Origin of the sequence: Shimia thalassica, assembly GCF_001458215.1 — a bacterium.
GTDB lineage: Bacteria > Pseudomonadota > Alphaproteobacteria > Rhodobacterales > Rhodobacteraceae > Shimia > Shimia thalassica.
Window position 1 is genome coordinate 772,512 of sequence record NZ_CYTW01000001.1, and the last position, 25,531, is coordinate 798,042.

The 25,531-nt window shown below is 56.1% G+C and carries 26 protein-coding genes and 1 riboswitch; of the genes, 15 read left to right on the forward strand and 11 right to left on the reverse strand.

Annotated features, from left to right (window positions below; genetic code table 11):
- Window position 1: 1 nt before the first annotated feature.
- The 6 genes from PH7735_RS03630 to PH7735_RS03655 all read right to left on the reverse strand — a co-directional run bounded on the left by PH7735_RS03630 (window position 2) and on the right by PH7735_RS03655 (window position 5,300).
- Window positions 2-712, reverse strand: a complete 711-nt coding sequence (locus PH7735_RS03630) for an alpha/beta fold hydrolase (protein WP_058309939.1) — start codon at window positions 710-712, stop codon at window positions 2-4.
- Window positions 705-1,508, reverse strand: a complete 804-nt coding sequence (gene pcaD, locus PH7735_RS03635) for a 3-oxoadipate enol-lactonase (protein ID WP_058309940.1) — start codon at window positions 1,506-1,508, stop codon at window positions 705-707. Before pcaD ends, PH7735_RS03630 begins: the two co-directional genes overlap by 8 nt.
- Window positions 1,509-1,512: 4 nt before the next feature.
- Window positions 1,513-2,706 carry an endonuclease/exonuclease/phosphatase family protein gene (locus PH7735_RS03640; protein ID WP_058309941.1) on the reverse strand — a complete coding sequence of 398 codons (1,194 nt, stop codon included), beginning with the start codon at window positions 2,704-2,706 and terminating at the stop codon, window positions 1,513-1,515.
- A gap of 99 nt (window positions 2,707-2,805) precedes the next feature.
- On the reverse strand, window positions 2,806-3,780 hold the full coding sequence (locus PH7735_RS03645) for a threonine ammonia-lyase (RefSeq protein ID WP_058309942.1): 975 nt from the start codon (window positions 3,778-3,780) through the stop codon (window positions 2,806-2,808).
- Window positions 3,777-4,613, reverse strand: a complete 837-nt coding sequence (locus PH7735_RS03650) for an alpha/beta fold hydrolase (RefSeq protein WP_058309943.1) — start codon at window positions 4,611-4,613, stop codon at window positions 3,777-3,779. Before PH7735_RS03650 ends, PH7735_RS03645 begins: the two co-directional genes overlap by 4 nt.
- Window positions 4,614-5,300 (reverse strand): haloacid dehalogenase type II, encoded by a 687-nt coding sequence (locus PH7735_RS03655; protein ID WP_058309944.1) that lies wholly within the window; start codon window positions 5,298-5,300, stop codon window positions 4,614-4,616.
- Window positions 5,301-5,461: 161 nt separating this feature from the next.
- Between PH7735_RS03655 and PH7735_RS03660 the strand changes: the two genes are divergently transcribed.
- Window positions 5,462-5,890, forward strand: a complete 429-nt coding sequence (locus tag PH7735_RS03660; protein WP_058309945.1) for an FKBP-type peptidyl-prolyl cis-trans isomerase — start codon at window positions 5,462-5,464, stop codon at window positions 5,888-5,890.
- Between the two features lie 149 nt (window positions 5,891-6,039).
- Here the strand turns inward: PH7735_RS03660 and PH7735_RS03665 are convergent, their stop codons facing one another.
- The 3 genes from PH7735_RS03665 to fabA form a co-directional block, all read right to left on the reverse strand.
- Window positions 6,040-6,828 carry an enoyl-ACP reductase FabI gene (locus PH7735_RS03665; protein WP_199534965.1) on the reverse strand — a complete coding sequence of 263 codons (789 nt, stop codon included), beginning with the start codon at window positions 6,826-6,828 and terminating at the stop codon, window positions 6,040-6,042.
- 187 nt (window positions 6,829-7,015) lie between these two features.
- Window positions 7,016-8,245 (reverse strand): beta-ketoacyl-ACP synthase I, encoded by a 1,230-nt coding sequence (gene fabB, locus PH7735_RS03670; RefSeq protein ID WP_058309947.1) that lies wholly within the window; start codon window positions 8,243-8,245, stop codon window positions 7,016-7,018.
- Window positions 8,246-9,043: 798 nt separating this feature from the next.
- The gene (fabA, locus tag PH7735_RS03680) at window positions 9,044-9,550 is read right to left on the reverse strand and encodes a bifunctional 3-hydroxydecanoyl-ACP dehydratase/trans-2-decenoyl-ACP isomerase (RefSeq protein WP_058309949.1); all 507 of its coding nucleotides are present in this window, start codon (window positions 9,548-9,550) and stop codon (window positions 9,044-9,046) included.
- A 173-nt stretch (window positions 9,551-9,723) separates the two neighbouring features.
- Here fabA and irrA point away from each other — a divergent pair, with 173 nt between their 5' ends.
- Window positions 9,724-10,140: an iron response transcriptional regulator IrrA gene (gene irrA / locus PH7735_RS03685; protein WP_058309950.1), complete on the forward strand. Its 417-nt coding sequence runs from the start codon at window positions 9,724-9,726 to the stop codon at window positions 10,138-10,140.
- A 160-nt stretch (window positions 10,141-10,300) separates the two neighbouring features.
- Window positions 10,301-11,287 (forward strand): NADPH:quinone reductase, encoded by a 987-nt coding sequence (locus tag PH7735_RS03690; RefSeq protein ID WP_058309951.1) that lies wholly within the window; start codon window positions 10,301-10,303, stop codon window positions 11,285-11,287.
- Here the strand turns inward: PH7735_RS03690 and PH7735_RS03695 are convergent.
- Together PH7735_RS03695 and PH7735_RS03700 are read right to left on the reverse strand one after the other, a co-directional pair.
- On the reverse strand, window positions 11,284-12,819 hold the full coding sequence (locus tag PH7735_RS03695; RefSeq protein WP_158503171.1) for a phospholipase D family protein: 1,536 nt from the start codon (window positions 12,817-12,819) through the stop codon (window positions 11,284-11,286). The two genes, PH7735_RS03690 and PH7735_RS03695, sit on opposite strands and share 4 nt — an antisense overlap.
- Window positions 12,810-13,679, reverse strand: coding sequence for a hypothetical protein (locus PH7735_RS03700; RefSeq protein WP_058311133.1), 870 nt, complete (start codon window positions 13,677-13,679; stop codon window positions 12,810-12,812). The genes PH7735_RS03695 and PH7735_RS03700 overlap by 10 nt, the downstream gene beginning before the upstream one ends.
- 111 nt (window positions 13,680-13,790) lie before the next feature.
- Here PH7735_RS03700 and miaB point away from each other — a divergent pair, with 111 nt between their 5' ends.
- The 12 genes from miaB to PH7735_RS03760 all read left to right on the forward strand — a co-directional run bounded on the left by miaB (window position 13,791) and on the right by PH7735_RS03760 (window position 25,518).
- Window positions 13,791-15,113: a tRNA (N6-isopentenyl adenosine(37)-C2)-methylthiotransferase MiaB gene (miaB, locus tag PH7735_RS03705; protein ID WP_058309953.1), complete on the forward strand. Its 1,323-nt coding sequence runs from the start codon at window positions 13,791-13,793 to the stop codon at window positions 15,111-15,113.
- A gap of 378 nt (window positions 15,114-15,491) precedes the next feature.
- Window positions 15,492-16,013, forward strand: coding sequence for an OmpA family protein (locus PH7735_RS03710; RefSeq protein WP_058311134.1), 522 nt, complete (start codon window positions 15,492-15,494; stop codon window positions 16,011-16,013).
- 12 nt (window positions 16,014-16,025) lie between these two features.
- Window positions 16,026-16,322, forward strand: a complete 297-nt coding sequence (locus PH7735_RS03715; protein ID WP_058309954.1) for a hypothetical protein — start codon at window positions 16,026-16,028, stop codon at window positions 16,320-16,322.
- Between the two features lie 163 nt (window positions 16,323-16,485).
- Entirely contained in the window at window positions 16,486-17,517 is a 1,032-nt protein-coding gene (locus PH7735_RS03720; protein WP_058309955.1) for a PhoH family protein, read from the forward strand.
- 66 nt (window positions 17,518-17,583) lie between these two features.
- Window positions 17,584-18,087, forward strand: coding sequence for an rRNA maturation RNase YbeY (ybeY, locus tag PH7735_RS03725; RefSeq protein ID WP_058309956.1), 504 nt, complete (start codon window positions 17,584-17,586; stop codon window positions 18,085-18,087).
- A gap of 31 nt (window positions 18,088-18,118) precedes the next feature.
- Window positions 18,119-19,003 carry a hemolysin family protein gene (locus PH7735_RS03730; RefSeq protein WP_058309957.1) on the forward strand — a complete coding sequence of 295 codons (885 nt, stop codon included), beginning with the start codon at window positions 18,119-18,121 and terminating at the stop codon, window positions 19,001-19,003.
- Window positions 18,996-20,486, forward strand: a complete 1,491-nt coding sequence (gene lnt / locus PH7735_RS03735) for an apolipoprotein N-acyltransferase (protein ID WP_058309958.1) — start codon at window positions 18,996-18,998, stop codon at window positions 20,484-20,486. The genes PH7735_RS03730 and lnt overlap by 8 nt, the downstream gene beginning before the upstream one ends.
- 33 nt (window positions 20,487-20,519) lie before the next feature.
- Window positions 20,520-20,568, forward strand: a riboswitch (SAM-SAH riboswitch).
- Window positions 20,569-20,572: 4 nt separating this feature from the next.
- Window positions 20,573-21,754 (forward strand): methionine adenosyltransferase, encoded by a 1,182-nt coding sequence (gene metK / locus PH7735_RS21260; protein WP_058309959.1) that lies wholly within the window; start codon window positions 20,573-20,575, stop codon window positions 21,752-21,754.
- Window positions 21,755-21,864: 110 nt separating this feature from the next.
- The gene (locus tag PH7735_RS03745) at window positions 21,865-22,725 is read left to right on the forward strand and encodes a bile acid:sodium symporter family protein (protein ID WP_058309960.1); all 861 of its coding nucleotides are present in this window, start codon (window positions 21,865-21,867) and stop codon (window positions 22,723-22,725) included.
- A 51-nt stretch (window positions 22,726-22,776) separates the two neighbouring features.
- Window positions 22,777-23,490 carry a tRNA (guanine(46)-N(7))-methyltransferase TrmB gene (gene trmB / locus PH7735_RS03750; RefSeq protein WP_058309961.1) on the forward strand — a complete coding sequence of 238 codons (714 nt, stop codon included), beginning with the start codon at window positions 22,777-22,779 and terminating at the stop codon, window positions 23,488-23,490.
- Between the two features lie 145 nt (window positions 23,491-23,635).
- Window positions 23,636-24,988 carry a 3-phosphoshikimate 1-carboxyvinyltransferase gene (gene aroA, locus PH7735_RS03755; protein ID WP_058309962.1) on the forward strand — a complete coding sequence of 451 codons (1,353 nt, stop codon included), beginning with the start codon at window positions 23,636-23,638 and terminating at the stop codon, window positions 24,986-24,988.
- Window positions 24,985-25,518: a hypothetical protein gene (locus PH7735_RS03760; RefSeq protein WP_058309963.1), complete on the forward strand. Its 534-nt coding sequence runs from the start codon at window positions 24,985-24,987 to the stop codon at window positions 25,516-25,518. The genes aroA and PH7735_RS03760 overlap by 4 nt, the downstream gene beginning before the upstream one ends.
- Window positions 25,519-25,531 lie beyond the last annotated feature (13 nt).

Genomic DNA, 25,531 nt, shown 5'->3' on the forward strand with positions numbered 1-25,531 from the left:
GTTAGTCCTTCACGATACGGTCAATCAGCGCCACAAGCCCTTTGGGATCGGCAAAAAAGGGCGAATGGCTGGTCGCCATTTCGTAAACGTCCCTAGCCGGAAAGTCAGCCGCCATTTCTGCCTGAAACTCGGTCGGGATGGCCTCGTCGTAGAGGCAGCGGATATAGCTGCGCGCAACAGTCAGGTGTCCAGCCCTAAGGCGGGCGGGGGTCATCTGGGGCAGGGTGGCCTGCGGTGTGAGGTGCTGCAATGCATAATCCGTCGTCCCCTCGGGACAATCGGCATAGAACACATCACGGGTCTGGTCTGGGAACGTGGTATAGCTTTTGCTATCTTCCGCACGGTTGATCGCTTTCAGGATCGGCTGGCGCGGGGCAAGTTTGCGCATATCGACAAGCGAAAGCCCCTCTCGTGGAACGTAAGCGCAAAGATAAATCAGACGTTTGATTTTTTGAGGGGCAATGTCTGCGGCAAGTGTTGCGGGAAACCCGCCCCAACTGTGCGCGACAACAATTGTATCGGTTGCCAAAGCTTCAACAACCGCGGCTGTACACGTCTCGAGCGTGACGTCTTCAATCGGGGTTGTGTCCTGCCCGTGGCTTGGCATGTCGATTGTGCGCGGTGTGTGGCCCAGTGCCTCTAGGTGAGGCACGACATCACGCCAGCACCATGCACCGTGACACGATCCGTGAACCAGAAGTATATCAGCCATCGGTGGCCTCGATATGTCCGGTTTCATGCAAGAAACGCGTCAGGATCTCGGCATATTCATCCGGCTTTTCCACGCACGGCAAATGACCTGCGCGGCGGATCAGGGCAAATTGCGATGCGGGCACAAGGTCGACGGTTTCGCGCACCAGATCAGGCGGCGTTGCGCCGTCTTCGGACCCGGCAATGCCCAACGTCGGCAATCGCAGCCCGCTTGTGGGGGTGTAAAAATCTGTACCGGCAATAGCGGCCGCGCAGGCGGTATAGCCTTCCGCGGGTTGCCGCGTGAGCATATTGCGCCACAAATCAATTTCGCTGTCGGATTGAAAATCACGTGAAAACCAGCGCTCCATTGTGGCATCCGCCAAAGCCTCGATCCCGCCCTCGCGTACGGCTTCAATCCGGTCTTGCCACATGGTGGGTTGCCCGATCTTGGCGGCGGTATTGGACAGCACCATGGCCCGCACCAGATCAAGACGTTTGACGGCCAGCCCTTGCGCGATCATGCCGCCGATCGACAACCCGACGAACATGGCATCCTTGACTTCCAGCATATCAAGCAACCGTTCGGTGTCGCGGATCAAAGCCCCCATCGAGTAGGGACCAGTCGGGCAGGAGGACAAACCGTGCCCGCGCTTGTCATACCGGATGATGCGCAATCCTTTGGGAAGCCGCTCCACAACCTTGTCCCACAGGCGCAAGTCCGTACCAAGCGAATTGGCAAACACGATGGGGGCACCATTCGGGTCTCCATCAAGGCGATAGTACAGCTTGATGCCGTCCAGTTCAGCGATGTGCATGAGGTCAGTCTCCGATCTTCATATGGGCCATGATTTGCCCATGGTCGCTTGCCAGCTTGTTATAGGGCGCTTCGGCGTGGCTGCCATCCGTGAGGTGGTCATTGAAAACACTAAAGTACTCCATGTCACCAATCCGGCCGGCGTTGTCGGGATGGAAATGGCGGGACAGGTAAATCTGGTCAAGGCTTTCATAAATACCGCCAAAGGCCGCCGTATAGACCATGTCGCGCATGGACTTTCGCACAAAAAGCCCCTCGGCACTGGTCAGTTGATGGGCCAGAACCGCGTTCGTAATCGCCTTGTTTTCTTCTTTTGTATAGCGATCATTATAGTCTTTTGCATCATGGCGCAGCATCCAGGAATAATTCCTGAAGGGCGTCTCTCCCGAGATGATTTCGGAACTGACGGCGTGTTCCCCGTCGTTGAAATCCCCGAGAACCATGACGGGATGGCCTGCCTGTAACTCGCGCACGATTTCGCGGCGCAAAACCCAAGCCTCTGCCATACGCCGTAACGCAGATCGCAACGCCCCAAGCGCACGCCCCACGGGGTCATATCGCGTCAGGTCGGATTCCGGCGCATAGTCGGCACCGGCCGGTTTGGGAAACTCGCCGAGTTTGGATTTCAGGTGGCAATTGAAAACGGTGATGACGTGTTTGCCGACCGGTATGCGTGCCTTGAGGATGGGGCGCGAGAGGCGCGATAGTGTGAAGAATCCACCGTCTTCACCGGTCAGTTCGCTAAACGGGATCTTCAAAGGCGTGTCGAGAACTTGGATAATCTCTGGCGTGCCAACAAAGCCGTATCGCGACAGGATGGCGACACCCGGTCTGCGCCGCCCGGGCTGTCCCGTGTCGTTGGCGTTAGGCGCAAAGGCCAGTTTGGCATCTGTATAGGGCGCATAGCTGAGTTTGCGGAAAATGGCTTTCTTGCGATAGCTTTTGGTCTTTGAAGGAAGCACAGCATCATTGCTTTCCCGGCCTATGCGATCCGTTTCGCCGATAACCGCCTGCAACGCCTCTTCCTCGAAAATCTCTTGAAAACCGATGATATCAGCATCCATCGAGAACATCTGCTGAGCCATCCAGTCTTCTTTCCACGCGTATTCTTCGGGCGTGTAGGACTGGAATTCGTAGTATTCTTTGTCAGGGCCGATCAGGTTCTTCACGTTGAAAGACGCAATGGTAAAGCGGGTCATCGAAAATCCCTTTTCCTGTTGAAGCCTTGATCAAAAGGTCCGGCGCTTTGTGCCGTGCCGGACCTTTCAGGGTGACAATCTGTGCCTGTGCGCAAGGCGTCAGGCGAAACGGTCAAGCGCCGTTTTGAACATATCAGCATCGACATTGCCTCCGGTGCAGACCGCAAAAACGTTGTCGCCTTCGATTTCATCCGGATGGAACAATGCCGCAGCAAGCGCCGCTGCGCCCCCGGGTTCGACCACGATTTTCAGCCGTGAGAATGCCAACGCCATGGCGTGCAGGCATTCGACTTCGGTCACTACAAGACCCGGACCACACAGCCGATACATGATCGGAAAGGTCAACTCTCCCGGGGCGGGCGTGATAATGGCGTCGCAAATATTGCCCGAAGTTGCATTGTTCTTTTCAATCCCGCCCGAACGCAGTGATCGTGCCACGTCATCAAACTCCTCAGGTTCGCAGGGCCGCGTGCGCAGTCCCGGTGCGTCTGCTTCAAGCGCCATTGCGATACCAGAGGTCAATCCGCCGCCACCGCAACAAATCAGGACATCCGCGTCTGTGACGCCAGCCTCATTGGCCTGTTCCGCGATTTCGAGACCCGTCGTGCCCTGTCCGGCAATGACATAGGGATCGTCATAAGGGCGGATTAAGGTCAGTTCACGATCCTGGGACAGTGCGTCACCGACCGCTTCGCGGCTTTCCCCGCCAGCGCGGTCATAGAGAACCACCTCTGCCCCCAATGCGCGGGTGTTTTCGATTTTCATGCGTGGGGCATCTTCCGGCATGATGATCACCGCAGGCGCCCCGTGCTTCGCCGCCGCGAGAGCAACCCCTTGGGCATGGTTGCCCGAGGAAAAAGCGATCACACCTTTTTTTCGTGTCTCTTCGTCCATCGCGGACACCGCAGACCAGCCGCCGCGAAACTTGAATGATCCGGTGTGTTGCAGGCATTCGGGCTTTACCCAAACCTGACGCCCCGCGATTTCGTCCAGAAAGGGGGATGTTAACAATGGTGTCTTGCGCACATGCCCTGCAAGGCGGTCGGCTGCGGCTCGGATCATATCGATGTTCATGACGGGTCTTTCAGTTTGGTTATCCAGTCTTGCAAGGCGCGGACTGCTTCGGGTTCATCGAGAAAAGGAACATGGCCACGATCGGGAACAGTAGCGGCGATCAAAGGCAGGCGAGCCGCCATCTCATCCAGTGTTTCGGCGCTCATCAGGTCAGAGTTTGCACCGCGGATGGCTGCCAGCGGCAGGCCTGACAAGGCCTCGTAAAACGGCCAAAGGTCTGGCGCTTCGGCCTCTGGGTCAAATGTCGCCAAAACAGCATCGCGCAGCTTTGGATCATAGTTGATTGTCAATCCGCCCTCGACCTCGACGAAGTGATGCTCGACCTCTTCGCGCCATCGGCTTGCGGGCACATTGGCAAAACCGGCCATGCGCTTGCCAATGATGTCCTGTGCCTCGTCCAGAGTTTTCCAGACAGGATTGAGCCCGATAAAGGTCAACACAACTTCCAGCCCCGCGGTTTCAATCACCGGACCGATGTCCACAAAGCAGACTCCAAGCATACGCTCACGCGCCATCGCGGCCAGAGTGAGGGAAATCAACCCGCCGCGCGATGTGCCCACAAAGGCCGCTTTCTCGAGGCCCAGATGGTCCATCAGCTCCAACACATCCTGTGTTTCGCGCGGGATTGTATAGGTCATGGGATCTTCGGCCCATTCCGATTGCCCGCGCCCGCGATAATCGGGACGGATAACGCGCACGCCTTGCATGGCGGGCATGGCATAATCGAAATCCGAAGCGTTGCGGGTGAGACCCGCAAGGCAGATCACGGGCAGGCCTTCGCCTTCGTCGAGATAATGCAGCGAAAGGCCGTCAGAACTTGTATAACGGGGCATTTAGGCTCCTGTCAGGTCGGGAATAGACGTCAGGTCTGTCAAAATGGTTTTGGGCACCCATGGCAAACGGTCCACAGGTTCGCCCGCGCGATTGACCCATGCGGTGGTAAAGCCATAGCCCGTTGCACCGGCCGCATCCCAGCCGTTCGAGGATACAAACAACACCTCGTCGCGGGCACAGTTGAACCGTCTGGTCACAAGTTCGTAAACCTGATCCGCAGGTTTGAAAATACCAACATCCTCGACACTCAGCACGTCGTCCAGAACATCCCCGATACCAGCACTGTCTACTGCGCCGTTCAACATGTCCGGCGATCCGTTGGACAGGATTGCGGTGTTCATGCCCTGTGCCTTGAGCGTGGCAAGCATGGCAGGCACCTCCGGATATGCGGTCAGTTCCCAGTAAAGTTGCAAAAGCCGTTCACGCAGGTCTGCGTCCCCGTCCAGCCCGTTGGCCTCCAACGCCCAGTCCAGTCCGTTTTGGGTGACTTCCCAAAAATCCGTATGCGCGCCAGTAATGGCACGCAGCCATGTGTATTGAAGCTGTTTCAAGCGCCAGTGCTCGGCCACTTTGGGCCAATGCTCGGCGAAGCGTTCTCTTTCGGGTTCTGCAGCAGCCTCGCGTGCGGCGGCCGCGACATCGAACAATGTGCCATAGGCATCAAAAATGCAGGTGGTGATGGTCATCTAAGCGTCTCCCTCGGTTACGCATAGTGGCCATTGGCGCGGCACTGTCAAAGCCAGAATGGCCCCGCCGTTGCATTTCCACAATCCAACCCATAGGGTGCGGCGGATTCTTTTCGGCGGAAACGACCTTCGCCAGACACTCAACAAGAACTGGAACTGAAATGACTGTTGCAAAATCGGGCGATAAGGTCCGCATTCACTACACCGGCACCCTGAGCGACGGCTCTGTTTTCGATAGCTCGGAAGGTCGCGACCCTCTTGAGTTCACGCTGGGCTCTGGTCAAGTGATCCCCGGCTTTGACGCCGGTGTTGCCGGCATGGCGATCGGTGACAAAAAGACCATCGAGATCCCGTCTGATCAGGCCTATGGCCCGTCGCATGACGAAGCGATTCAGGACGTTCCTCGTGAACAGATCCCTGCAGAAATTCCTCTTGAGGTTGGTCTGCAACTGCAGATGCAGGCGCCGACAGGTCAGGTTGTTCCCGTGACTGTGATCAAAATCACAGAAGACACAGTGACACTGGACGCAAACCATGCGCTGGCCGGTAAAGACCTGACTTTCGCGCTGGAACTGGTTTCGGTCAACTAAGCGCCAAGATCACTTTGATATTTGAGAAAGCCCACAGTGTGACTGTGGGCTTTTTGTTTGGCGGCTTTGGTTTTAGGCGCGTGCGATGAACGGCAGGCCAAAAAAAACCGCGCTCTGAGGCGCGGTTCCATGGTGTCTTGTGCCTGATCTCAGAGGTTTTCTGGTTGAGGCATACCAAGCACGTGATACCCGCCGTCCACACGGATGATCTCACCGCTGGTGCAGGCACCTGCGTCTGATGCGAGGTAAACAGCTGTGCCGCCCACCGCTTCGAGCGTCGCATTGGCCCGCATTGGCGAATTGGCTTCGGTCTGGCGGAAGGTTTTGCGTGCGCCACCGATTGCGGCCCCTGCAAGGGTTTTCATCGGGCCGGGCGAAATCGCATTCACGCGAATGCCTTCCGGACCAAGATCGTTTGCCAGATAGCGTGTTGCGCTTTCCAATGCAGCCTTGGCCACACCCATCACGTTATAGAAGGGCGTCACACGGTTTGAGCCCTGATAGGTCAGGGTCAGGATCGTTCCGCCATTGTCTTTCATCAAAGGATGCGCGCGACGCGCCACTTCGATCAGCGAATAGCACGAGATATCCAGCGAGTTCTTGAAGTTGTCCCGCGAGGTATCGAGAAAACGGCCAGTCAGTTCGTTCTTGTCGGAATAGGCGATGGCGTGAACGACAAAGTCGATGCTGTCCCAGCGCTGGCCCAGCTTTTCAAACGCATTGTCCAAAGATTCATCATCGGTGACATCAACGTCGACCAGAAAATCACTGCCCAGACGTTCTGCCAATGGGGCCACACGTTTGCCAAATGCCTCGCCCTGATAGGTGAAAGCCAATTCGGCGCCAGCTTCGTGCATCGCTTTGGCAATACCCCAAGCGATCGAGCGTTCATTGGCAACGCCCATGATCAGGCCGCGTTTTCCAGACAATGACAGCATGTTCTTCAATTCCTTTTTCGATTGCCCGTCACATGGCGTTTTTTGCGGGTTAGGTCAAGTTCAGGGCAAAAGGCTGTTTTGGCCTTTGCATGGCTCCGAAATCCCGATCACAACACACCGGGCGCGCCTGACACCACCTGTAAAATCGAAGGGCAGGGAAGCTCCCCGCCCATCTTCTATAAATGGCTTAGCCTTGGTATTTGGACAGGATCATCGACCCGTTTGTACCGCCAAAGCCAAAGCTGTTTGTCATGACGCTGTCGAGACCGGCATTTTCTACAAGCGCGGTGGCGATTTCGCCCTCGTTGATTGCGGGATCCTGTGTTTCCACGTTGATCGACGGGGTGATAAAGTCGTTGTCCAGCATCAGCAGGCAGAAGATAGCCTCAAGAGCACCAGCGGCGCCTTGAGCGTGTCCTGTCATCGATTTGGTCGACGAAATCGGCGGCTGCTCCATGCCTTCAAAGACACGACGGACCGCTTCGACTTCGCCCACATCCCCAACAGGTGTCGAGGTGCCGTGTGCGTTGATGTAATCCACCTTGCGACCCTCGGGCAGGGTTTGCAGGGCCAGACGCATCGCGCGCTCGCCGCCTTCACCAGATGGGGCCACCATGTCATGGCCGTCCGAAGTTGCCGCGAAACCGGTGACTTCGGCGTAAATCTTGGCGCCACGCGCCAGCGCATGGTCGAGGTCTTCCAGCACAACCATGCCGCCACCACCGGAAATCACGAACCCGTCGCGGTTTTCGTCAAACGCGCGCGAGGCCTTTTCGGGGGTGTCGTTATACTTGGACGACATCGCGCCCATGGCGTCGAACAGGCAGGACAGGGTCCAGTCCAGCTCTTCGCCGCCACCCGCGAACATCACGTCCTGCTTGCCCATCATGATCTGCTCGGCCGCGTTGCCGATGCAATGCAGCGATGTCGAACAGGCCGAGGTGATGGAATAGTTGATGCCCTTGATCTTGAAGGCCGTCGCGAGGTTGGCCGAGATTGTCGAAGACATGCATTTGGGCACGGCAAAGGGGCCAATGCGCTTGGTTGCGCCGGTCTTTGCCACCGTTTGGTGCGCGGTCAACATCGCGCTGGTCGAAGGGCCGCCCGATCCGGCCACAAGGCCGGTGCGGACGTTCACAACGTCGTCTTCGCCAAGGCCCGCATCTGCAATCGCCTGACTCATGGCGACATGTGCATAGGCTGCGCCATCCCCCATGAAACGCAATGTGCGCTTGTCGACGTGCTCTTTGGTGTCGATCTTGAGAGTGCCCGCAACCTGGCTGCGGAACCCGTGCTCAGCCATCTCGGGGCTGGCCTCGATACCTGATTTACCTGCTTTCAGCGAGGCGATGACCTCTTCGGCATTGTTGCCGATGGATGAAACGATGCCCAATCCGGTGACGACGACACGACGCATACGTGCTCTCCCTTATTTGCTTATGTCTTTAGTATGCATTGGGGGCGTCAGGTGCAAGATGGGTAAATGAACACAGAGGTCCCAAGACCCGAAAGTCAGCCCGATAAGCCAGTATTCGGAGGACAAAACAACGAGAGGTTGGGTTTCTTTTCTATTGCCTGCTTAGCCCGAGAGGATAAGGGAGTGTTTGTTACGTGTTGCTTTGCAAATGTCGTCTGTTGCAGCTGATGATGTCCCATCAGCGAACTTGACATAGACTTCGAAAACACATGTTCCGTTTCCGTCATCAATGTTGAAAGCCTTGCTTTCTCCGGACTTGATATTCGCCCCGAATGGCAACAGGTCGACCATCCCCTCGGCGTTGCTATTGATAAGATCAAGGGTGGGTTGTCTGCTTGCCGGTGTTGTTCCGGGTCTGCCTACGTAAATCGAAATGACAGGGCTTGGGTCTAAATTGCCAACATGAAGTATTCTTTGTTGGCCGTCGTTGCTTGACGGTGTCGTGCAGGATGCGAGCATGGCAAAAGCCAAAGCTCCCACTGGGTATAGCTTTGAAATAGTATGCATTTCTGAAAATCTCCCTAAAGATCAAACCTGTCACTTTTGAACCTCAGAAGCAATGAAAGTTAATTTTTGACATTGGGACGCTGTCCGTTCGGGGACGTCAAATCCTTGGTTGTTCGGGTTGCTGCCGTGGCGTTCGTTGGCCCGCCGGTTTGAAAGTTCGCCGTGCGCATAAACAAAAAAAGAGGCCCACAGGCCTCTTTCCATCTGGATCACGTCAGGGTCGTGCGGCGCTTATTCTGGCGCGAGACCGACGCGCATGTCTTTGACCTGATAAATCTCTTCGCCATCCGCATGCACGGTGCCGTTCGCAACACCCAGTTTCAGTTTGCGATCAATGATGCGGGTGAAATCCACGTGATAGGTCAGCATCTTGCGGTCAGGTTTGACCATGCCCTTCAGCTTCACTTCGCCAACGCCCATCGCCATGCCTTTGCCTGGCATCCCGCGCCAGCCGAGGTTAAAGCCGGTCAGCTGCCACAGACCGTCCAGACCCAGACAGCCGGGCATGATCGGGTTGCCGGGGAAGTGGCAGTCGAAGAACCACAGGTCGGGTGTGATATCGAATTCTGCGATCACGTGGCCTTTGCCGAACTCTCCGCCGTCCGCAGAGATATCAGTGATGCGGTCCATCATCAGCATGGGTGGCATAGGAAGCTGCGCATTGCCGGGGCCGAAAAGTTCGCCACGGGCGCATTTCAGCAAGTCCTCTTTGTCGAAGCTGGTTGGGTAGTTGGCCATGCGGGTATGCCCCTTATCGTCTGTGTCTGTTGCTTATGACCCCTCTAGCACCCTGTGAAAGGGTCCTGCAAGTGCGGCCATGTCACAGTATGTGCGAAGGTTGCGATTGATTTTCAATTGAATTTTGCGGGCCGAAGGCCTTATATTGGCCTGCAAACAAAAGGTGCGCCCGCATGAATGAGCAAGCAATCACCATAGGAACCAACTGGCTGTCCGGTGCCGGACTGCGCCCGACGCGCCAGCGCGTTGCTTTGGCGTCGCTGCTGGTGGGCGATGGCATGGATCGACATGTGACGGCAGAAAGCCTGTATGCCGATGTTTGCGAGCGCGGTGAAAGTGTCTCTCTTGCGACTGTTTACAATACCTTGCGTGCTTTTTGTGACGCGGGCTTGATGCAGGAGATTACGGTGGATGGATCGAAAAGCTATTTCGATACCAACACTCATGATCATCCGCATTTCTTTTGGGAAGAAGATCGCGTGCTGACCGATGCACCTGCCGATCAACTCGAGATTCTGCGTTTGCCAGAGCTTCCCGAAGGGGCGGAGATTTCGAAAGTTGACGTCGTGATACGTCTGCGTCGCAAGTAATTCGTTCGAAAATTTTGCCAGATTGATTGGGTTCGCCCGATTGAGGGCCGTGTTTCTATGCCAATGTTTGGTGTGAGACCGCAGTTATGCCAGATTTCCAGTCTTGTCTTTCAAGCTGGCCACATGACACAGTCGCCCCGACTGAAACGAGGGGATTTTCATGAAAGCGGTGGTTTATCAGGAATTTGGCGCAGCCTCGGATGTGCTGCGGCTTGACGATATGGAATCTCCGGTGGCGGGACCGGGCGAGGTGTTGGTGCGCGTCGCGTTTTCGGGTGTGAACCCGTCCGATGTCAAAGCGCGCAGCGGCACAAGGCCGGGCGTAACCAAACCCGCATTCCCGATGATCATTCCACACAGTGACGGTTCGGGCATAATCGAAGCGGTGGGAGAGGGCGTTGATCCTTCCCGCGTGGGCGAACAGGTCTGGATCTGGAACGGCCAATGGCAGCGGGCCTCGGGGACCTGCTCAGAATATATCGCGTTGCCGGCATCGCAAGCTGTGGCACTGCCCGACGGCGTGTCACTTGAAAGCGGTGCGGTGCTGGGTATTCCCGGCCTCACGGCAGCGCACTGTGTGTTTGGCGGTGGCGCTGTGACCGGAAAAACCGTTTTGATCAGTGGCGGCGCAGGGACTGTTGGGTATCTTGCAGTGCAATTGGCCAAATGGGGTGGGGCGAAAGTCATCGCGACAGGGTCTCCTCGCGATTTCGATCGTATGACGGCGGCTGGTGCAGATCACGTCGTTGACTATCGAAGCGAAACTTTGGCGGCTGACATACTGGCGGCCAATGGCGGCGCTTGTCTGGATATGGCAGTCGAAGTGGAGTTCGGCGTCAACGTGGGCCTGCTGGCCGAAGTCATGGCCGAAAATGCCAGAGTTGCGATTTATGGATCAGCCAAAAACATGGCGCCCGAAATTCCCTTTGGCCCTTTGCTGTTCAAGGCGCTGACACTGGATATTGTCCTGATTTACATCCTGCCAGAGGCACCCCGGGCAGAGGCGATCAATCAGTTGCATGCTGCGCTGACGGATGGCGCTTTGGACTTGCCCATCGCGCACGTATTCTCTCCGCAAGAAGCGGCACAGGCACATGAGGCCGTCGAAGCGGGCGGTCGCGCGGGTGCTGTTCTCGTCGGGTTCTAAAGAAGCCCTTCCAGACCGAAAACCTGTGGCAGCACTGCCAGAAAGTGCTGCCAGCCGGTGGCACCGGGTTCTTTATAGGCCACCTCTTCGGGCCCGCCGCTCCACGTCCAGATAAATTCGCCATTGTCGTCGAGTGTCACCTGATAGGCATAGTTGGTCAGCGACGTTTCGAGCCGTTTCAAAAGAGCTGTCGCATATGCGGGGCTCTGGATGAACAACCCGATTTCAGAGTTGGTCTTGACCGATCTCGGGTCCAGATTGAGCGAGCCAACAAATACCCTGTCCTGGTCAAAAATCGCCATCTTGGTGTGCAAGGTGATCGGCAGGTCCTGATCGGCAGGGATGTCACCCAAGGCGTTGAGTGCGTCCTCGCGGAGTTCGTAAAGCTCTATACCGGTTTCAAGCAAAGCCTTGCGGTGGCGGGTATACCCACCGTGGACATATGCGTGATTGTTCGATGCTAGTGAATTGGTAATGATCCGGACCCTGATCCCCTGTGCGCGCAAATCCTGAAAGAAACGGGCGCCATAGTTTTCGGGAACGAAATAGGGGGTTATCAGCGTGACCTGATCCGTGCTGCGCCGCATTTCGGCAAACAGGTGTTCGCCCAGAATGTGTGGGCCTTGGCCATCTGGGTTACGCAGCTTTTCAGGTGTGTCAAAGACGAGCTCTGACGTGCCCCAAAAAGGAGCGCGGGTTCCGTTGTCGATCTCTGCCAGATAAGGTGTCGAAATGGCTTGGCGATAGGCGTCAATCTCTGCGTCACTGATATCATAGCGCCACGTGGGATCGTCCGTGATGGTCTTTCCGTTCTTTGCAACAACATCAAAGTTGGCAAGCGGCACCGAAAGCTGGTCATTCCAGTAAGTGTCGAAGGCAAGATCCAGTTCGCGCGCTTCGGGGCCGAAGATCAGAACGTCATAATCCGCGAAGGCTTGGGTCGGCTTCAGTTCGTAATATTCATCTGCATAGTTACGCCCGCCCATGATCGCGATCGAGCCGTCCATCACGAAGGACTTGATATGCATGCGCCGGTTGACCCGTTTGAAATCCCACAGAAACCCCATCTGTTTCGGGGCATTGCGCGAAGTCGGATTGAACACGCGCATCTCGATGTTGCGGTGGGCATCCAGTGCGGCGAGGTCTTCGTCCGGCACGGTGGTGAATACATCGTCAAACAGGAAACGCACGCGCACGCCACGGTCTGCCGCATCAAAGATACGATTCATGATCAACTTGCTGGCCGTATCGGGTTTGATCAGAAAAGTCGCAATATCCAGACTATGTTGGGCCTGTTCGATCATCCGCAATCGTGCGCCTAAGGCATCGGTGCCGCTGGATAACTCAAAGTAACCTGATCTGGTTGGATTGGGTCCAAGTTCGGACGCGACCACCGGATGCAGGAATGTGCTTTGCTCGGTGCTCAAGGCGCGTGTCACCTCGCGGGGGGCGTCAAACGGAACATAGGCGCAAGCCGAGACAAGGCCAGCCAAGGCCGCAGCGCAAAGCAGGCGCATTTTGCCTAGAACCACTGGCCCGGCTCCATCAGGCCAAGATCCAAAAGCTGTCTCGAATGCCATTCGAACGGCACCGAGTTGTGCCATTCAAAGGTGTCGATGTCATATTTGCTGCCCGGATTTCGCTTGAGCGCTTTGGCCGTGCGGAAGGAACACACAGCCGCGGTGAGGTTGTTGTGCCACTCGCAGGCATAGGTGTTGTATTCTTCATCGTTAAAGGTGAAGTCAGGCAAAATTTGCAAATCGGGTTTTGATTTGAAAAGCGAAATCCGGTCGATCTTGCGTCGTACGGCGGGGACGTGTTCTTCGAATCGCCACCGCAATCCACCGAAAAAGTCCAGCTGCCGTTCTTTGGGATAATTGTGATTGTCCGGGTTTGCGCGCGCCAAAGCATAATAACCGGACCGATCCAGAAGCGTGTCCTCAAGCGAGACAGCATCGGGGTTTTTCTCAAGATCCTGAGAATAAAGGTCCACAACATAGGTGAGCATGGCACTGCGCCGCTCTTCTGTGTGGAACGTCAGCATTTCGCCAATGCTTCGGTTTTCGCAGAACGGAAAGAACAGGTATTCTGCGTTAAAGCAGTAATACATCCAGATGTCCGGCGCGGCGGCGATGATCGCATTCATCGCGTGGATCATGCCCATGCCGGACGGGTTTTCCAAACCGACCCGAGAAATCTCTGCTTCCAGGTCTTCGGGCACATAAAAGCTTTTGGGAACCAGCAGGACAATGTGCTTAAAGCCAAGTTGTTGGTGATGGCGCAACGTCGTGTCCATTTCGGTTTCATCTTCTCCGAAAATGAAAGCGACCGGCCCTTTGGTCAGTACGGCGCGGCCGTTCTTGAGAAAGTCCAACAAACTTGCGTATTTCATGGGTATGCCCTGCTCTTGTTGCTGCGCAGAATCGATCAATTTGTCATGCATTGCAAGACACACCAGTTATGATGTAGTGAAGCGCCTTGAAATCGCGACGGGACCGGGTACATGGCCAACGAGAAAAAGCTCTTTATCAAGACATATGGCTGTCAGATGAACGTATATGACAGTGAACGCATGGTCGAAGCCATGGGCGGGGCTGGATATACCACGACGGATACCCCCGACGACGCGGACATGATCCTTTTGAACACCTGTCACATCCGTGAAAAGGCGGCAGAAAAAGTCTACTCGGAATTGGGGCGCTTCAAGGGGCTGAAAGCGGAAAAACCAGATTTGAAGATTGGTGTTGCGGGCTGTGTTGCACAGGCCGAGGGCGAAGAAATCATGCGCCGCCAGCCTATTGTCGATCTGGTAGTTGGCCCGCAGGCTTATCACCGTCTTCCCGAGATGGAAGCCAAGACCCAGCAGGGCGCCAAGGCTCTGGACACTGATTTCCCCGAAGAAGACAAATTTGAAAAGCTGAAAGGCCGCCCAAAGGCCAAACGTGGGCCAGCGGCGTTTTTGACGGTTCAGGAAGGGTGTGACAAGTTTTGCGCCTTTTGTGTTGTGCCCTACACACGCGGGGCAGAAGTGTCGCGTCCGGTCGAACGTATCCTGACAGAGGCCCGCGATCTCGTTGAGCGCGGCGTGCGTGAAATCACCTTGCTGGGCCAGAATGTGAATGCCTATCACGGGCTGTCAGGTGGGGGAGACAGCTGGTCGTTGGCCAAGTTGATTTGGGAGCTGGACAAGGTCGACGGTCTCGAGCGTATCCGGTTCACCACCAGCCACCCTAACGACATGATGGACGACCTGATCGAAGCGCACGGAACCTGTAAAAAGTTGATGCCTTACCTGCATCTTCCGGTGCAATCGGGCAGCAACAAAATTCTCAAACGCATGAACCGCAGCCACGACCGCGACAGCTATCTCAAGCTGGTCGAGCGTATTCGCGAAGCCCGCCCCGATATCCTGTTGTCAGGCGATTTCATCGTCGGCTTCCCCGAGGAAACCGAACAGGATTTTCAGGACACGATGGACCTGATCGAAGAAGTGAAATACGGGCAGGCGTTCAGCTTCAAATACTCCCCACGTCCCGGAACTCCCGCAGCAGAACGTGCGGTGATTGATGACGCTACTGCGTCCGAGCGCCTTTACCGTTTGCAGGCATTGATCACCCAGCAGCAGCGCGAGATCCAGGATAGCATGGTGGGACGCGAAGTGAGTGTTCTGCTTGAAAAGAATGGACGTCTTGAGGGGCAGATGGTCGGAAAGTCCGAATATCTTCACTCGGTTCATTTGACTGCGGAAGATGCCCAGATCGGGGACCTGGTTCGCGTAAAGATCGTCAAAAGCCGCACAAATTCTCTGGCTGGCGAATTGGTCTAGACCCGAACGGCGCAGAACAAACCGGAAAACGGCCTGAATCGTCTGCACATTCCGTGTGCAGGCGTATTTCGAGGGGCATTGCATTGGCGTGGCATTGGAAACAAAGATGCGCTTTGGGTTTGGTTGTGTGTGTTGTGTAAAAAATCGAACTGAAATGTCCGAAATTTCGCGCAGCACGCCACATTGCTGCCACATTTTCCTACCACATGTTGTGAATTATCCTTCACACAATCTCTAAATTTGCTACAGTATGGCATATTACGAACGAGGCATGCGCTCAGGCGAGGTTACGTGCCCTAGGGGATATGTCAGAGGAAATTTGCTGTGGCGGACAAGACAACACATAAAGTACGGGCCGCAATCGGGGGGATCGCTGCAATTTGCATCGCAGCCGTGTCTCTCGCTCAACCAGCGGCGGCTCAGACCCAGCGAACTGTTTTGGGTCAAGAGTATGTTCCAACGGTTTGGGTTGATCCGGACGGATGCGAGCATTGGGTAATGGATGACGGTGCCGAGGGATACATGACCCCCCACGTGAGCCGTCAGGGCATTCCAGTATGCCGCCGTGGCAATGTCTGCGGTGTTATGAATTCGGATCAGTTCTTTGCGACCGATAAGTATTACATCAACTCGGCCAACAAGCAGCGTCTTCAAGAGTTCTTTCAGACCGCGACCGCGTCGACCTTTATCATTGCGGGCCACACCGACAGCCGGGCATCGGACGAATACAACATGCGGCTGAGCTATAACCGTGCCAACTCGGTTGCGAAAATTGCCCAGTCTACGGGAGCACGTGTCGTGGACGTGCGCGGATATGGCGAACGGATGCCGCGCGCTTCGAATGGTACATCCTCAGGCATGGCGCAGAATCGCCGCGTCGAAATCATCTGTTTGCGTTAAGGGAGAATGAACATGAAACTAATGCGTGGTCTTCTTCTTGTGGGCGCGGTTGCTGCGGTTGCAGCATGTGACAACAAGGTCGACAAAACCGTTGACCGTGGTTGGGATGCGAAACACCTGAGCCAGTTGAAAGCTGGCATCTGGGTTGATCCGAATGGCTGTGACCACTGGATCATTGATGATGGCTTCGAAGGCTATCTGTCCCAGCGTCTGGACAAATACGGCAAGCCGGTTTGTTCCGGTGTCGCCCCTCCCGGAGTGGCAACAGGTCCATTCAAGCAAGGCTCTCCGGTCAAAGACCAGATTTGATGCTAGCGACATACCAAAACAAGAGCCGCGTGTTTCCGCACGCGGCTCTTTTTTGTGTCGATGTGATGAAATTTGCTGCCCAGACGCTTGCGTATCCCGCCGCAACTTGGCACGCTTTCTTAAATACTAACGCCAGCAGGAGAGTTGATTGGCTACAGGTGTCATGCCCCCACCGCCTTCACCCGAAAATGTAACCGAAGTTACGGTTGAATTTCCGGACAATAGATTGCTGATCGACCTTTGCGGCGAATACGACCGTAACTTGGCCGACATCGAACAAAAACTCTCGGTCCAGATTTTGAGGCGCGGCAATCTGCTCGCTATTTTTGGAGAAGAGAACGCGCAAGCCGAAGCCAAGGAAGTGCTTGAAGCACTGTACGAGCGGCTGGAAACCGGAAAATCAGTTGAGCATGGCGATATCGATCGCGAGTTGCGAATGGGCGGGTCCGAACAAGGCACCGGAACACGCTCTGGCGATCAGCTCGAGATGTTCAAAGGTGGTCCGGTTGAAATCAAAACCCGCAAGAAGCTGGTTGAGCCACGCACGGATGCGCAAAAGGCGTATGTCTTGTCATTGTTCAAACACGAACTGGCCTTTGGCATTGGGCCGGCCGGCACCGGTAAAACCTATCTGGCGGTGGCCGTTGGCGTGAGCATGTTCCTGCAAGGCCATGTAGATCGTATCATTCTGTCCCGTCCTGCCGTCGAAGCGGGCGAAAAGCTTGGGTATCTGCCGGGTGACATGAAGGACAAGGTCGATCCATACATGCAGCCGTTGTATGACGCGCTCAACGATTTCCTACCGGGCAAACAGCTGGCCAAGCTGATCGAAGAGAAACGCATCGAGATCGCGCCGCTGGCCTTTATGCGGGGCCGAACATTGGCCAATGCCTTTGTGGTTCTGGATGAAGCCCAGAACGCGACAACGATGCAAATGAAGATGTTTCTGACTCGTCTGGGTGAGGGAAGTCGCATGGTCATCACGGGTGACCGCAGTCAGGTTGACCTTCCGCGTGGAGTGCCGTCAGGGCTAGCAGATGCCGAACGGTTGCTAAAAGGTATCCGGGACGTCAGCTTCAACTACTTCACAGCAGACGATGTTGTGCGACATCCACTTGTCGCCGCGATCATCAAGGCCTATGACGCCGACGCGCAACGGATGCTTGCGGAACGTGGGAACAAGAAATCAACGTGATTTCGGTTTCGTGACGTTAAAGTCCATGAAGGGAAGGGGGCGCTCTGCCCCCGTCAAGAGCTTGATATGCTGACAGATACGATTTTCGAAGACGACCGTTGGCAGACTGTCGACTTTGAAACCCTTGCCGAGACCGCGGCGCAGGCTGCATTGGCGCATATCGGTATGGAGCCGGGCCAGTTTGAAGTTGCGGTTCTGGCCTGTGATGATGCGCGGATTGCAGAATTGAACGCCGACTTCCGGGACAAGCCCACACCGACAAATGTGCTCAGCTGGCCCGCCCAGGAACGTGCTGCGGAAGATGACGGCGATACCCCTTCACCGGTTGTGCCCGCCTTTGAGGGCATCCCGGAAGAGTTGGGAGATATCGCGATTTCCTATGACACGTGTCTGCGCGAAGCACAGGGCGCTGGCAAAAGTTTTGAGAACCATGTGACACATCTTGTCATTCATGGGGTTTTACATTTGTTGGGCTATGACCATATCCGTGACAAGGATGCCACGTTGATGGAAGGTCTTGAGACAGCCATACTTGGCAAAATGGGTATTTCTGACCCATATAAAGAGTAAGCGGGGCCACCCCCCAATTTGGAAAGGTAAAATGGGCGACAGTACCGACGGGTCTTCTAACGCAGCGCTAAGCGCGCAGCCTTTGGCCCCAAACAAATCGCAGAACGGCTTTTTCGGCCGTATCGTTAAGGCTCTTTCACCAACGGACGCGGAGGATGCCGGGACTGTAGCTGCTCCTGTGGCGCCTCGACCCCAGACACATGGCATGATCAACTTGCGCCGGATGCGGGTTGAAGACGTTGCCATCCCAAAGGCCGATATCGTGGCGGTGGCCGAGAATATCACCAAAGACGAACTGGTTCAGTTGTTCCGCGACAGCGGTTTGACACGTTTGCCTGTCTACGAAGGGACGCTTGATACACCTATCGGGTTTGCCCACCTCAAGGACCTTGCCCTGAAGCACGGGTTCAACGGCAGTGGAGGAGAATTGCATCTCAAGCAGATGTTGCGCCCGCTGTTGTTCGTGCCCCCGTCGATGCCGATCGGCGTTTTGCTGACAAAGATGCAGACCGAGCGGCGCCACATGGCGCTTGTTATCGATGAATACGGTGGTGTTGATGGTCTCGTCACGATTGAAGATCTGATTGAACAGGTCATCGGCGAGATCGAGGATGAGCACGACGTCGGCGAAGATGCTTTCTGGGTCGAAGAAAAACCGGGCTGTTATTTGGTGCAGGCCAAAACGCCTCTGGAAGATTTCGAGGCAGAGATTGGTCGGGATTTGACCGCGCATGAAGATGTTGATGCGGAAGACGTCGATACGCTTGGGGGATTGGTCTTTACCCTTTCCGGCCATGTGCCCGCACGCGGAGAAGTCGTGTCCCATCCAAACGGTACCGAATTCGAAGTTGTGGATGCCGACCCGCGCCGTATCAAACGGCTGAAGGTGCGGCTTGCCGAGGCTCAGGATGGCTGAACAGGCGCCCGTGCGCTGGTGGGCTGCGCGGTCGCGTTGGCAGCAACTCGCACTGACGATGCTGTTCGGGGCGATTGCAGCGCTGGGGCATGCCCCTTTCAACCTTCCTATTCTGACACTTGTTGGACTGGCTTTGGGCTTTGCCGTCTTTTCAGCGTCGCAGACACCGGCGCAGGCGCTTTGGCGGGGGCTTGCACTGGGAACCGGATATTTCGCGGTTTCCCTGAACTGGATAGTAGAGCCTTTTCTGGTCGATGTTGCCCGCCACGGGTGGATGGCGCCGTTTGCGCTCGTGTTTCTTGCTTCGGGACTGTCGCTGTTCTGGGGGGGGGCGTTCTGGGGCGCTTACCGGTTGCGCGCCGGTGTTCTGGGGCTGGTGGTGCTGCTTGCCGGAGCCGAGATGCTGCGCGCCTATGTGTTCACGGGCTTTCCTTGGGCGATGCCGGCCTATGTGCTGGTCAATAGCATCACTGGACAGCTGGCCGCCGTTGTCGGATCACACGGATTGAACCTGTTGTTGTTTTGCGGCGTGGGCGCCTGTGCCATTGCGGGGCGTCACAAGATTTTTGTAGCGCTGGGCATCGTTGCCATCACGGCTGTGCTTTGGCCCGTGTCCCAATCCGATCTGGCCTCGGAGGGCCCAATCGTTAGGCTTGTTCAACCCAACGCGCCACAACACCAAAAGTGGGATCCGGCGCTTATGCCGGTGTTTTTCCAGCGCGGGCTCGCAGCTACCAAAGCCGGACCTGTGCGGCCTGATCTGATAGTCTGGCCGGAAACGGCTGTTCCTGTGGCGTTGAACTATGCCGACAGCACGCTTGCCGCAATGTCCGACGCCGCAAGTGGCGTGCCGGTTGTGTTTGGAGTCAACCGTTTTGACGGAGAACGGATCTATAACTCTGCTGGTGTACTGGCTTCAGACGGCTCAGTTTCCCAGATTTACGACAAACATCACCTCGTGCCTTTTGGTGAATACATACCCTTGGGGGATATGTTGGCGCGGATTGGTATTCACGGTATGGCTGCGCGTAACGGCCAGGGGTTCAGCGCGGGACCGGGTCCCGAACTTTTGGATCTGGGGGCGCTTGGGCGGGCCTTGCCGCTTATCTGTTACGAGGTGGTTTTCCCTCAGGACGTGCTGTCGGTGCCGGAACGTCCGGACTTTTTGTTGCAGTTGACCAATGATGCATGGTTCGGAAACTTTTCGGGCCCATACCAGCATTTGCAGCAGGCGCGGATGCGCGCCATTGAAACCGGATTGCCCTTGATACGGGCCGCGAACACCGGCGTCTCGGCCGTTGTCGACCCCAAGGGGCGTTTGACCGCGCAATTGGCCTTGAATACGGCGGGGCATCTGGATGCCATTCTTCCCCCTGCGCAGCCTCAAACGCTGTATGCGCGTTCCGGCGATCTGCCTTTGGGCGGTGGTTTGGTGATGATTACCATTTTGTTACTGTGGCGGTCGCGGGTGAATAGCGATTGACCATTTCCCAAATGGCGCGTATGGCCGTTTGATCTGTCGTCACAACGGCTTCCTGGCGTGACGATCAATACCCAGTGGAGCATTTCATGAGCAGACAGAACTATACTTTCACGTCCGAGTCGGTTTCCGAAGGCCACCCGGATAAAGTGTGCGACCGCATCTCGTATGCCGTCTTCTGCTTGAAAAAAAACGAAGAACCCGAAGCGCGCGTCGCGTGCGAAACATTCGCCACAACCAACCGGGTTGTGATCGGCGGCGAAGTCGGCCTTTCGGATCAGGCAAAGCTGGCGGAATACCTCGGCAGAGTGGATGAAATCGCGCGGGCCTGTATCAAAGATATCGGGTACGAGCAGGAAAAATTCCATCACGAGACTGTGGAAGTGACGAACCTGTTACATGGCCAGTCTGCGCATATCGCACAGGGTGTGGATGCCGCTGGTGACAAGGATGAAGGCGCAGGCGATCAGGGCATCATGTTCGGGTACGCAACGACCGAAACAGACGCGCTTATGCCGGCCCCGATCCAGTACAGCCATGCTATCCTGCGTCGTTTGGCCGAAGTGCGTAAATCAGGTGCCGAACCGGCGCTGGGCCCCGATGCGAAATCGCAGCTTTCGGTAATCTATGAAGGCGGTAAACCCGTTGGTGTAAGCTCGGTCGTTCTGTCGACCCAGCACCTTGATGAGGCGCTGACGTCTGACGACATTCGCGCGATAGTCGAGCCGTACATTCGCGAAAGCCTGCCGGACGGGTGGATTACAGACGAAACCAACTGGCATGTTAACCCAACGGGCAAGTTTGTTATCGGCGGCCCTGACGGGGACGCAGGTCTGACCGGGCGTAAAATCATTGTCGACACCTATGGCGGCGCAGCGCCCCATGGTGGCGGTGCGTTCTCGGGCAAAGATCCGACCAAAGTGGACCGGTCCGCAGCCTATGCCGCACGGTATCTGGCCAAGAACGTGGTCGCCGCTGGCATGGCCGAACGCTGCACCATTCAGCTGAGCTATGCGATTGGTGTCAGTGAGCCGCTGTCGGTTTATGCGGATACCTTCGGGACAGGTGAGGTTCACCCCACAGAGATTGAAAAAGCAGTGCGCAGTGTCATGAGCCTGACGCCGCGCGGCATTCGCGAAAAGCTGGGCCTGAACAAGCCGATTTATCAGCGCACCGCGGCTTATGGCCATTTCGGGCGGGATCCGGAGGCCGATGGCGGCTTTAGCTGGGAACGCACCGATCTGGTCGAGGATCTCAAGAAAGCCATCTAACGCCAGATTCGAAACTTCTGAAAAGGCCAAAGTCTTCCGTAGCGGAACACTTTGGCCTTTTTGCATTTCTGTGGCACGGTCTGCGCGACAAAGAGAAAAGGAATTCTTGCATGTTGCTGGATGTTGCATTGCCACTGTCGTTGGCATTCATCATGTTTTCGCTGGGCTATGGCCTGACATTTTCCGATTTTGGCCGTGTCCTGAGCATGCCAAGGGCCGCGTTGACCGGTGTATTCCTGCAAATCGTAGCGGTTCCGGTTGTCGCCTATATTGCTTTGATGATCGTTGATCTGCCGCCAGCCCTGGAGTTTGGCGTGATGATCCTTGCTTTTTGTCCCGGCGGCGTGACATCGAACATCCTGACCAAGATCGCGGGGGGAACCGTTGCCTTGTCGATCACCCTGACGGCGGTGGTCAGCCTGTTGTCTGTTGTGACGGTGCCTGTTTTGGCCAGCTGGGCAGCTTCGACCTTTCTTGGAGACGCTGCAATTGAGGTCAACGTGACATCAATCGGTGTATCGATGTTTGCAATCACCGCTGCGCCGGCCCTGATCGGTTTGCTTGTCCGCTTTGTAGCGCCTGATTTTGCACAAAGGACAGAAGGTGCCGTTTCCGGCATTGCTGTTGTTTTGTTTGTGATCATCCTTGTGGCGGCTTTGGCGACCAACTGGGATATGTTTACCGCAAACGTCGGATATCTTGGACCGGTGCTGATCGGGATCAATCTGGTGTTGCTGATCGCAGGGGTTCTGATCTCTCGGGCGGTTGGGCTGAAGGGCCCTGACGGGATTTGTATCTCGATCGAAATGGGCGTTCAAAACGCGGCTTTGGGCATCACGGTTGCGGGTCTGATCGCGGGGCAGGGCGGCATTCCAGAGTTTGCTGTTCCAGCTGCTGTATACGGGATAACCATGTATATTGTGACCTTGCCGGGCATTTTGGCACTTAAGGCGATTTTCGGGAAAACTTGACGCTGGCCTCCTGACAGGGCACATGGCCCTTAAATCAGAACTGGCGGAACGATGAGCGACTCTCAACATCCTTCGGGCGCCCCATGGCGCAACTTTTATGGCCGTTTCAAAGGCAAGGGCTTGAGAAAGTCCCAAGAGGCATGGCTGGATGAAGATCTGGCCAAGCTTGCGCCAGGCAAAGTGGGCTGGGATGAAAACCCCGACCGCGAGAATATCGACCTCAGCGCCCTGTTTGGGGATCGGGATGTCTGGCTTGAAATCGGCTTTGGTGGCGGCGAGCATATGGTGCATCAGGCCGTGAACAACCCTGACGTCGGTATCATCGGGTGCGAGCCTTATATCAACGGTGTCGCGATGCTTCTCGGGAAAATTCGCGAGGCCAAGGCAGGCAATATTCGGGTTCATCCGGGCGATGCGCGCGATATGTTTGACGTCCTTCCCGAGCAAAGCATCTCGCGGGCGTTTTTGCTCTATCCTGATCCGTGGCCCAAAAAGCGCCATCACCGGCGTCGCTTCGTTACACCGGAACATCTCGAACCCTTGTCGCGTGTGCTCAAGCCGGGCGCCATTTTCCGTGTCGCCACGGACATACCCGATTATGTGCGCCAAACCCTTGAGCAGGTGCCCTCAGCCGGCTTTGAATGGTTGGCCGAAGGCCCTTCGGACTGGCGCGAGCCCTGGGGCGACTGGATTTCGACCCGCTATGAACAAAAAGCTTTTCGCGAAGGACGCACGCCTCACTATCTGACGTTTCGCAAAACGTAATTTGGCCCATGTTGTCGGCCCGAGTGCGGGGCGATGCCGATCCCCAGAAGGATCGGGGACGGCCGAAAGAAGTGGCAAATCGCGCATGGACGGTACGGCCTGTGTGCGCTAACAGAAAATCAACACACGATTGAAGGAAACGCGCATGTCCGGTCACGGCACCCCTATTCCCATGACATCCCGCGCTTGCGGCCCCCTCACAGGCGAAGCCAACGTCCCGGGCGACAAGTCGATTTCGCACCGTTCGTTGATCCTTGGGGCGATGGCAGTGGGCGAGACCCGCATCTTTGGTCTGCTTGAAGGCGAAGATGTTCTGGACACCGCCAAGGCGATGCAGGCCTTTGGCGCAGAAGTTACCAACCATGGCGACGGCGAATGGTCGGTGCAGGGCGTTGGTGTTGGCGGATTTGCCGAACCCGATGGTGTTATCGATTGTGGCAACTCTGGCACCGGTGTTCGGTTGATCATGGGCGCGATGGCGACATCCGGAATTACGGTCACCTTTACCGGTGATGCATCTTTGAACAAACGTCCGATGGCGCGTGTCACAGACCCCATTGCCCTGTTCGGCGCGCAATCGGTGGGCCGGTCTGGAGGTCGCTTGCCGATGACCATTGTTGGCGCATCCGATCCCGTGCCTGTGCGCTACAATGTACCGATGCCTTCGGCCCAAGTGAAATCTGCCGTGCTTTTGGCGGGATTGAATGCCCCGGGCCAAACAGTGGTCATCGAGAAAGAAGCGACCCGTGACCATACCGAGCGCATGTTGACCGGATTTGGTGCCGAGGTTTCGGTTGAGACCACCGATGAAGGGCGCGTGATCACCTTGACCGGACAGCCCGAGCTAAAGCCCCAGACAATCACCGTTCCGCGCGATCCGTCATCCGCAGCATTTCCTGTATGCGCCGCGATTATTACACCTGGTTCGGATGTCTTGGTGCCCAATATCGGTCTGAACCCGACGCGCGCCGGATTGTTCACCACGCTGCGAGAGATGGGCGCCGATCTGGTTTATGAAAACGAGCGCGAAGAAGGCGGCGAACCCGTTGCGGACCTGCGCGCGCGTTTCTCTCCTGATCTGAAAGGCATCGAGGTCGATCCGGCCCGTGCCGCCAGCATGATCGATGAATATCCCGTTCTGTCCGTCGTTGCGTGTTTTGCGCAGGGCGATACCGTCATGAAGGGCGTGAAAGAGCTGCGCGTAAAAGAATCCGATCGGATAGATGCAATGGCCACCGGACTTCGTTTGAATGGCGTCGAAGTTGACGAGGGTGAAGATTGGTGGATCGTGCATGGTCGCGGCCACGGCAATGTCGCCGGCGGCGGTACCTGCGAAAGCCATCTGGATCACCGGATTGCCATGTCCTTTATGGTCATGGGTATGGCCACCAACGCCCCTGTAAGTGTCGACGATGGTGGGCCAATCGCAACTTCATTCCCGGTTTTTGAACCTTTGATGGAAGCGCTTGGTGCAAAGATCGAAAGACTCACCATTTGAGCACATACACCAAAGCCCTTATCGCACTCAGCGCCGTCACACTGGTGATGTATTCATCATTGGTGGCGACGGGTGTGTGGCATTTGGTTTTGGGGCCGGACCATCTGCCCCCGTTTGATCTGAGGGTGCTTGGGTATACCTATTTCGATGCCCGCGCCTATTTGTCGTTGCTGACCCCGGAACAGGCGGCCCTCTATGTGGGCACGTTGCGAAAGATGGATACGATCTTTCCGCTGTTGATGGGATTGTGGATCGGGATGTGTCTTTGGGGGGTGACCCGAAACCTGCATCCCTGGTCGCGGCTGATCCTGTTGATTGCGCCCGCCAGCTTTACGGTGATGGACCTTTGCGAGAATGCGTTGATCGCAGAGATGGTCAGAAGCGGGCCTGACGCGCTTGAAAGAGACCTCGTCGCCTTGGCAAGCGCTTACACAATGTCGAAATATGTTACCCTTTTTGTTGCTTTTGGGCTTTTGTTGGTCATGATTGTCCGAACGGTCGGTGCTACCGGCGGAAAGACAAAGCCTTAGGGCGGCCTCTCTC